Origin of the sequence: Streptomyces macrosporus (assembly GCF_039533145.1) — a bacterium.
In the GTDB taxonomy this organism is placed as follows: domain Bacteria; phylum Actinomycetota; class Actinomycetes; order Streptomycetales; family Streptomycetaceae; genus Streptomyces; species Streptomyces macrosporus.
This window is the reverse complement of record NZ_BAAASZ010000058.1, coordinates 1-8,709: the sequence shown is the minus strand read 5'-3', so window position 1 is coordinate 8,709 and position 8,709 is coordinate 1. Positions and strand designations below refer to the sequence as shown.

6 protein-coding genes are annotated in these 8,709 nt (G+C 71.2%); all 6 read right to left on the bottom strand.

All coding sequences use genetic code 11. The features are described 5' to 3' along the window. Positions 1 to 205: 205 nt before the first annotated feature. Positions 206 to 1,150, bottom strand: coding sequence for a hypothetical protein (locus ABD335_RS30685; protein WP_344329420.1), 945 nt, complete (start codon positions 1,148 to 1,150; stop codon positions 206 to 208). 95 nt (positions 1,151 to 1,245) lie between these two features. Beyond that, a complete protein-coding gene (locus ABD335_RS30680; RefSeq protein WP_344329418.1) occupies positions 1,246 to 2,022 on the bottom strand; it encodes an AAA family ATPase in 777 nt (258 codons plus the stop codon). Then, positions 2,012 to 3,535, bottom strand: a complete 1,524-nt coding sequence (locus tag ABD335_RS30675) for a Mu transposase C-terminal domain-containing protein (protein WP_344329416.1) — start codon at positions 3,533 to 3,535, stop codon at positions 2,012 to 2,014. Before ABD335_RS30675 ends, ABD335_RS30680 begins: the two co-directional genes overlap by 11 nt. 256 nt (positions 3,536 to 3,791) lie before the next feature. Then, entirely contained in the window at positions 3,792 to 4,856 is a 1,065-nt protein-coding gene (locus ABD335_RS30670; RefSeq protein WP_344329415.1) for an NAD(P)-dependent oxidoreductase, read from the bottom strand. A gap of 85 nt (positions 4,857 to 4,941) precedes the next feature. Continuing rightward, entirely contained in the window at positions 4,942 to 7,698 is a 2,757-nt protein-coding gene (locus tag ABD335_RS30665) for a DEAD/DEAH box helicase (protein WP_344329413.1), read from the bottom strand. 124 nt (positions 7,699 to 7,822) lie between these two features. After that, positions 7,823 to 8,110, bottom strand: coding sequence for a hypothetical protein (locus ABD335_RS30660; protein ID WP_344329412.1), 288 nt, complete (start codon positions 8,108 to 8,110; stop codon positions 7,823 to 7,825). Between the last annotated feature and the right edge of the window lie 599 nt (positions 8,111 to 8,709).

The following is an 8,709-nucleotide window of genomic DNA, read 5'->3' as shown; positions in this document are numbered from 1 at the left end:
GTTTCGAGCTCTCTGCTGTTCAGTGGGTTGTCGTGGGTGACTTGGGTGCTGTCAGGGATGCCGATTTGGTGCTGACGTTTTTGCTGATGGTGCGGGTCATTTGGTTGCCGGTCGGTATGGCGTGAGATGTGTTGTCGCTGGTCAGGGCTGTGATGGCAGGGGCTGGGTGCTGACAGTTGTGACCGGGGGCCGTCGGTGTCGCCTTCTACTGGTGGTGGCCGAGTGTGTAGCGGATTCCTGCTGCGGTGAGGCGGAGTTGTTCGCCGCCCTGGGCTGTGATGAGGGGGAAGAGCGGACTGTCCGGTGCACGGTCTTTGAGCTGTCCGTGGATGCCGGCGGCGTGTACGAGGCAGCGCGTCCAGGTGGGGAGGGGGTGGAGCCGGCATCTGCGGTGGGCTGTGCTGTCGTGGATTTTGACGGCGGTCGCTGTTTCGTTGATGTCGATTCCGCGGACCAGCGTGAGCCTGCTGATGTCTGCCCCGGTGACCGCGTGGATGGTCAGGGCTGTCGCGTGCAGGGGGTGCGCCACGGTGTTCAGCCGGGTGGCGAGGACGTCTGCCGGTGTGCGGCTCTGCCCTCGCGCGGGTGGTGCGCTGCTCTCCGTGGAGGTGAGCTTGGGCGCGCCCGGGCATCCGGCGCGTTTCGGACGGTCTGTCACCATGCCGTCCGGCCATACCGGGAAGGTGATCCACTGCGCGTCGTCCAGGCTGGAGGCTGGCCTGGTGGGCCCTCGCTGTCCGGCGCTTCGCGTGCTGTCTGGTGAGTGTTCCGTGCGGTCCAGAACCGCGCGGGCCTGGGGGAGGGTGTCGATGAGGCGGTACGGGGTCTGTTCGAGGAGTGTCCTCAGAACGGGGGTGACCGGCTGGTGCCAGAGGAGGGTGAGGCGGATGCCGCAGCGTTCGCGCAGGGCGAGTAGTTGCCTTTGGCGGGCGCCTGTGAGGTGGTCGGTGCGGCAGACGATGAGATGCATGATGCGGTGGGTGAGGATCCAGGCGGCGACGGCGTCCCGGGCGGGGTGTTGGGAGTCGGCCCATGTCCCGTACGTTTCTCCGCCTGTGGGGAGGCGTTTGCCCAGGGCATAGAGCAGGTCGTGGGCGAGGGCGGCGGGCGCGCCGTCGGCGGGGCTGGGGTCGACGGTCAGACGGCCCATAGCCGGAGCGCGTGCGGCATGTGCGGCGGCTGTCCAGGCGGGGTGGTCGTCTTTGTCGATGAGGACAGTGACGGGTGGGAGGCCACCGACGGTCACTACACGCCGCCGATCTTGCTGTAGACCCAGCGCACGAGGTTTTCGTCGACCTGTTTGAGGTTCGGTTTCTTCATGCCGGAGAGGATGTGGGTGGTGATGTTGGCCCAGTTGCGGAAGCTGCCGTGGGCGGCCTGCTTGTCGATGGCGTCGATCAATACGGTGTCCACGTCTGCCCAGACGGGGTGGAAGGCGGGGATGGTGGCCCGTACCTCGTCTTTGGACATGCGGGTGAACTCCTGCCAGATGAAGATCCGGGAGGCGAGCATGGGTTCGCGGCGCAGGATCTTGTAGCAGCCATCGCCTCCGGCGAAGATGACGGCGATGTTGGTGCGTTTGTCGTCCCACAGGTGGCGCCAGAACTCGAACCCGGTCTTCTTCATCCACTGCGCCTCGTCGCAGACCAAGATCCGGAACTCCTCGGCGAGCGCTTCCTTGAGGAGGGTGTCGAACTCGATCGGGCGGGCCGGCGGCTCACCCGGGAGCCCCAGTGCCTGGAAGAGGCCGTGGCGGATGTCCCTGGGGGTCGGGCCGGCTCGTAGTTCAAGGCGGTGGGTGATGTCCGGGGCGAGGTGGCGCAGCGCGGAGTTCACCGACATCGTCTTTCCGGAGCCGGCCGGCCCGTAGACGCACATCATGGCCTTTGCCTCGATGACGGCCTCGATGTTGTCCCGGGTGGTCAGCAGCGTGTCCGTGCCGACCAACTGGGCCTGCTCCAGGCCCAGGAAGTGGTCTTCGCTCTCGTCGGGCAGCAGCCCGTAGTCCAGGTCAGCGATCATCAGCTCGGTCCTCATCAGGAGTGGGTGTGCGCGGTGGCCTGGGACGGGCCCAGGTATCGGGTGCGGGGCCGTGCGGAACGAGATCGGGACGGGCCAGCGCACGGCGATCCGTCTGCGCCGCCGCTCCCAGTTCCTCTTCGGCCCGCGCAGAGGTCGAGGCAACGAGCGGACGAGGCGGGGCCGCGGTGGTGGAGGCCTCGAAGCGCCGCCGACGCAATTTCTCCGCTGCCCTCAGGTCGGCCTTGAGCCGACGGGCGGCCGCGGTCCGGGCGGCCCGGACGGATTGGATCTGCTCCTGGCTCGCCGCAGCGGCCAGGGACGCTGAGCCGAGGTGGCGGCCTGTTGTGGCGTCGAAGACTTCGATGGTGTCGTCGTGGTGAGGCAGGTGCCGTACCGACACTTTGGTGCCGGTACGGCCGTTCATCCACGGAGCGAGGTAATCGCGGCGGCGCCATCGCACCCCGGATGTGCTGATGGTGTACGTGCGCCCGTCGTCCTCCAACGCGAACGTCGCCAACTGCCCCGCGGACACGTCCATAAGCGGCGTCGCGTCGGCCTGCCACGCCTGGAGGGGGGTTCTCCCGTTCAGCGCGGACGGGTGGTGAGAAGTGTTCCACCAGGCCACCCAGTCCAGCAGCAGCCCCACGAACGCCTCATACGTCAGGGGCGGGGCGCCGGGGTCGGCGACCCTGCCGCCGGTGAGTTTCTGGCGGCCGGTGTAGCGGGGGAGAGAGACGAGAAACATCTCCTCCACCGCGTCGTTCAAAGCCTCGATCGTGCCCTTCAAGTGAGGGGTGTAGGCGGGCAGGTCGGTCACGGGGACGGCGAGCGCACCCATCGCCGCGGTGACCGCCCGGCACAGGAACTCCTTGCCGCGGTCGACCCGGATCTGACCGGGCAGCCCGCCCACCGGCCCGAACGGCTCCGTGCGGGTGATCGCGATCCGCAGGGACGCCAGCACCGCGTCGCGGCTCGGAGCGTGCGCGGTGACCGCGACCCCGGTGATCGCCTTGGTGGCGCAGTCGATGAACCAGGTCACCCACGGCGTGGCCAGCTCACCTTCCACGTCTACCTCGACGGGCACGTGCTTGTGGTCGCCCTCCCACACCGCGTTGCGGTGAGTCGCAGGCCGCTGCCCGAAGACGTCATGCGCGCGCCGCGCTGCTTCCCCGCTCTTGAGGCCGGCCCGTTCCCCGCGGGTCAGGTCCCGGCGGATCGCCCGGTGCAACGTGGAAAGCGACGGCGCCGCGGGCGCGTTCGGATCGTCGGCCGCCCGCTGCACCAGCTCGGCGTGGACCCGGGAGGCGTTACCGCCCCACAGCGCCAGCAGCCGCCGGACCTCCGTGGTGACCGTGAAATGGGACGACTCCACCCGTCCGAGACGGTGATCCTCCCGAGCGGCGGCCAGCCACCGCCACACCGTCCGCTCCGACTTCCCCAACGCGCGGGCCACCAGGCGCACATGCGCGGCTCTCAACTCCCCGCGACCGTCGAGGTCCAGCAGCCGGGGCATCGCCGCCGCTCTCCCCGACGCCGGCGGGAACACAGCCATCGGAGCGTCTCCGGGATCCCCGTCACGGCTTCTCGGCATGTGCGGCCCCTCTCCACCGAGCACGGGACAGCACGGCCTGCCGTCCTGGTCCCAGGTATCCCAGCCCTTCGGCACCCAACTGACGGGAACCGGCGTACGACTGACAGCAGCCATCGCCATCCGGTACAGCCGTGCCCGCGTACGGGCTGGCGATCTGCTGGATGGCCTTCTGCGGGCGTCATGGTGCCACGACGGGGATGCCGTGCGGGCGGCCGGTGAGGAGGGCTGCGATGTGGTCGGCGCAGCGCAGCGCCGCCTCGGCCATGGCGCGCCGAGTCATGCCGGCGATGTGCGGGGTGAGCAGGGCGCCCGGCACGCCGGACAGGGGGGAGGCGAAGGCGGCGTGTTCGTGGGCGAAGGTGTCGACGGCGGCGGCCGCCAAGGGGTGGGCGGGGTCGCGCAGCGCGTCGGCCAGCGCCTGTTCGTCGACGATCCCGCCCCGGGCGGTGTTCAGCAGGATCGCCCCGGGCCGCATCAGCGCCAGTTCCGCCCGGCCGATCATCCCGCGGGTCCGTTCGGTGAGCGGAAGATGCACCGACACCACATCACTGGTGGCCAGAAGGTCCTTAAGGGACGCGACCTGGCGCACCGCCCCCTCCGCCGGTGCCGAGCGGCGGGAGAAGCCCTGAACGGCCATGCCCAGGGCGGCTGCCCGGTCCGCCAGGGCCCGGCCGATCCGCCCCATTCCGGCGATGCCCAGGGTCAGCTCCGGCAGCTCGGCCGCGGGAGCGGCCGGTGTGCTCCAGCGGCCGTCGTGCGCGGCCTCGTTGTGTGCCGCCAGGTTCCGGGTCAGGGCGAGCAACTGGGCCAGGGCGAACTCCGCGACCGCGGTCGCGTTGGAGCCCGGGGTGTGGGTGACCGCCACGCCGTGGCGGGCGGCGGCGGCCAGGTCCACGTGGTCGGTGCCCGCCCCGGCCCGGCCGATCACCCTCAGCCGGTTGGCCAGCGCCGGGCCGGTCGCCGCCGCCAGGAACCCGGCGCGCAGCGGGACGCCGGCCCGGGACTTGAGTGCGTGGTAACCGAGCCTGCCGCGGACGGTCTCGGCGACAAGCGCCGGCTCATCGAAGGCGTCGAAGTCGGCGAAGGCCACTCGGCCCGCCCACGCCGCCCGCACGCCCGCCGGGTCGGTCACCCGCCGGAGGTTCAGCGTGACAGCCAGACCGTGCCCGAGCAGACGCTCCAGCTCACGGTTGAGCAGCTCCCCGGGAGCCGCGTCCAGCAGCAGCACTCGCATCCGCCCCATGGTCCCCCCTCCCGGCGGGCGGACCTTACACGGTCCAGCGGCCGACGGCGAGAGCCCCGGCCCCTGTGCCGGCTGACAGAGACTCCTACACCCCCATCTCCTCCAGCACGGCGGCGCGTTCGGCGTCCAGCCGGTCCCGCCGCTGGCGTTGGTTGTTGATCCATACCCCGAGCTTGATCGGGTGCTGGTGTCCGGCTTCGTCGTGGACGGTCTCGATCCACTTCCTCGGCACTCGCGCGTGTCCTTCCCGGCCCAGGTACTGGCGCAGCGCGGCGATGCCGCGGTCCCAGGCGGAAGCGCCAGCGGGCACCACCACCGCCCGCGGTGCCTGCCTGGTCCGACCGTCGCCCCCGGCCTGGCCGTCGCTTCCCACTGTGCCGCCTGCTGTCGTCGGCATGGTCGGTGTGATGCCCAGGGCGGTCAGGCGTTGGCGTTGTCCGTCGGTCAGTTGCTGCCACCTGGTGCGTTGTCGGGCCAGCCAGAGTCCGATGTCCTCCCCGCCCACGGTCACCCCGGGGCGGATCTCGGTCAGGGTGGCGCCGCCGTGGAGGCAGGCCCGCAGCTTGGCGTAGTGGCGTTGCCAGTCGACCGTCCAGCCCTTGGCTGCGGGGTTCCAGTCGGGGTCGATGGCGGCGAGTCGGGCGGCGCGTTCCGCGGCCCGCTGCGGGTCTTTGCCGAGTCCGCCGGGGCGGCGGCAGTTGGTGAGCCACTGACCGACCGGCTTTCCCTGCGCGACGGCCGTCCGGGGTGCGCACAGCGTTCCGTGGACGGCGAAGTAGGCCCGTGCCGCGGCGAGGTTCTCCTCGAAGGCGGCGTCGGGTACCGACCACACCATGCCGGCTTCCTCCAGCAGTTCGATCCGCCACGTCGCCAGGGTTCCGGCGCGGTAGGCGCGGCGCTGTTCGCTGACCCATTGTCCGAGGGGGAAGGGGCCGACGCGGGCGTCGAGCGGCACCGCCACCGGCCTGCGGGTCGGGCCGGCGGTGTCGCTCTCCTCGGCCTGGCCGCCGTCGCCGTGTTCCTGGCGCTCGCGCACGTCTCCCTGTTTCTGCTCTTGGCCCTGGCCCTCGTTGCGGTGCTGCTGGTGCCAGGTGCGCAGGGCGGTGAGTCCGGCGAGCCAGACCTGGGATTCGGGTTGGATGACGCGGGTGCGCACGAACTGCGCGATGAGCGCGGGGTCGCGGGGGGTGGCAAAGCGCAGCAGCGGCACTGCCACCGACGGCGCCCCCTCGCTCTCGCCTTCACCGCCGCCGTCGCTGCCTCCGTGGGCGGGGTCGAGGTCGGCCACCGACACGGCCTGGGTGCGGCTGGGCGCGGACGCGACCGCCAGCTGCTCGACGAGTGCCTCCGAGTGACTGCGCAGCCCCTGCAACACGGCCACCAGCGGCTTATAGGAGGCGGAGGCAAGCATGTCGTCGGGCGCCTCCCCCGGCTCCAGGAAGACCGGCACCACCAGCCGGGCGACCTTCCCCTGGCCGGGCTTTTGCCGCAGTGCCCGGCCGACGGCCTGGACGATGTCGACGGCCGAGCCGCGGACGTCCGCGAAGACCACGCCGTCGACACCGCGTCTGCCGCAGATGTCGACGCCTTCGCCCAGGACGCGGACGTTGGCCAGCACCGACAGTTCGGTCTCCCAGCCGTGGTCGTCGATGCCGTCGGCGAACCGGCTCAGCACTGCCCGGCGGTGGGCGGGTTCGTGTTTGCCGCAGAGCCAGTCGGCCCACACCCGCCGCGGATACCGCGCGGGGTCGGCCTCGTGTAGCCGGGCCGCGGTGCCCGGCAACGCCCGCGCGAACGCCATCGCCTCCACGGTGCGGTGGTGGAAGCTGATCAGCGAGCGCACCCCGGTGGCGGCCGCGTGCTTGACCAGTGCGGCCTGCAGGGCGGCGAGCCGTCGGCCTCGCTGTTCCTCCTCGCCGGCCCCTGTCGTTCCCGTCCCGTCCGTTCCGGTCACCCCTGCTGTCCCGTCTGTGCCGGGGTGGGGTGGGTGGATCTCGAGGACGTCGATCTCGAACCGGGCCAGGACGCCGCGATCCACCGCCTCGGTGAGGGAGAAGGTGAACACCTGTGGCCCGTAGAGGCGTGGGTCGTCCATGCTCGCCACCGGCCGCCCGGCATCGGCCGGAACGGTCTCTGGGCGGCCCTCTGCGGCTCTCTGAGGCCCGTTCCCGCCCTCTGGGGCCTCTGCCTCGTCCGAGCGTCCGGCGGGCTCCCAGATCCGTGGGGTGGCGGTCAGGTACAGCCGCCGCGCCGCCGGGATCCGGCTGTTGTCGTGGATGGCGGCCCAGGGCTTGGCCGCGTCTCCGGAGGTGCGGTGGGCCTCGTCGACCACGGCGAGCCCGAACGGCGCCAGGCGCTGTCCGTACGCGCCCCGGAAGGCGGCCTCCAGCGGCCCCGGCGCCTCCACCAGGTTCCCGTCTGGGCTGGCCGGGTCGGCCTCCTGGCGCGGCGCGAGGGAGGCGTAGGTGGCGAACACCGTCACCGGCCCGGTCCCGGCCCACAGCGCCAGCCGGATCGGATGCGTGGTGCACCGCACTCCCAGCGCGGCCAGCGCCTCGTCGCCTGCCAGGGAGCACACGGCGACGGCCGGGCCGGTGTGGCCGGCCGCCCGCCACGCCGCCACCGTCTGGGTGAGGAGGTCCAGGGTGGGCACCAGCACCAGCACCCGCCCGCGCGGCTCCAGGCGCCGCGCGGCCTCGGCGGCGATCAGGGTCTTGCCCGCCCCGGTGGCGGCCACCGCCGTGGCCCGCAACCCCTCTGCGGGCACTTCCAGACCTGCACGGTATTCCAGCGCCCGGACAATCGCGTCCACCGCCTCCACCTGATGCGGCCGGAGCCTCATCGCACTCAATGTTCCTCCGCTGCTTTCGACCGCGAAGACTCGATCAAAGTGACCGGTCGAACAGCCTTCTCGACGTTTCCCGCGAAAAAAGAGGGGCGCTTTTCCCCGCAGACAGAGTCTGCTTTCACCCGGTGACCGGCCCCCATGGGGTGTCCGCCATGAAGCGTTTTCGGAGCACCGTGCCCGGAGCGGCGAGGGCGGCCTCCAGCGCCTCCGTCGGGACCTTGCCGCTTGTGGCCCGTCGGGGGACCTTGCGGTAGCCGCAGACTCGTATGAGGTCCGTTGCCGTGCCCCAGCTGTCGGCGGCCACCACCACCTCGTCCAGGGCGTCACACGCGTTGCTCGCATCGACCAGGACCGCGTACGCGACGACCAGACCCGCGGCCCGCACCGTGGCGGTCATGTCCCCCATGCCCGCTCCCTCCGCCGAAGGCCGCCGAAGCCGCGCCACGCGGCCCGGTAACCGACGTGCATCCTCTCGAGCTTCGGAACCGGGCCCATCGCGGTGATGTTCGGCTCTGAGTTTGCACTGATCCGGCGTTCCGCTTTCAGTGCGTCCGGGCCGCTTCCTTGGTGAGTCCACTGAAACTTAGGAGCCGGTTCGGCACCGTAACCTGCTGCCGAACCTGGGTGAAAATCAGGAGCTGATCGCATGCCGTACACGGGCTGTTCTCCGTCTTCTCCGGGGGTGGCGTGTTTTCCCAAACTCTACACACTGATGCATCATGCCGTGAGGAGAACCCGCAAACTCCCTTGACTCGGTGACCTCGTGACCGCCCGTCACCCATTCCCCACCACCCCGCACCCCCTCCGTGCCGTAGCCGGCCAGGCCCGCGCAGCGGGCCCAACCTCAGCCCTCACGCACCTGCTGACGACAGTTCACCCGCACAGCTCCGGGGCCGGTTCCGGGGGTGGAGCGCAGCGGAACCCCTCCCGGCCCGCAGCGCGGGCCGCCCCCAGGCCGGAGCGAGCGCAGCGAGCGGCGGCCGGCCCCGAAGGGCGAAGCCCACA

Coding starts and splice junctions, on each gene's coding strand:
- ABD335_RS30675 (WP_344329416.1), bottom strand. CDS start 3,535: ATGCCCCGGCTGCTGGACCTCGACGGTCGCGGGGAGTTGAGAGCCGCG.
- ABD335_RS30665 (WP_344329413.1), bottom strand. CDS start 7,698: ATGAGGCTCCGGCCGCATCAGGTGGAGGCGGTGGACGCGATTGTCCGG.
- ABD335_RS30685 (WP_344329420.1), bottom strand. CDS start 1,150: ATGGGCCGTCTGACCGTCGACCCCAGCCCCGCCGACGGCGCGCCCGCC.
- ABD335_RS30660 (WP_344329412.1), bottom strand. CDS start 8,110: ATGGGGGACATGACCGCCACGGTGCGGGCCGCGGGTCTGGTCGTCGCG.
- ABD335_RS30680 (WP_344329418.1), bottom strand. CDS start 2,022: ATGATCGCTGACCTGGACTACGGGCTGCTGCCCGACGAGAGCGAAGAC.
- ABD335_RS30670 (WP_344329415.1), bottom strand. CDS start 4,856: ATGGGGCGGATGCGAGTGCTGCTGCTGGACGCGGCTCCCGGGGAGCTG.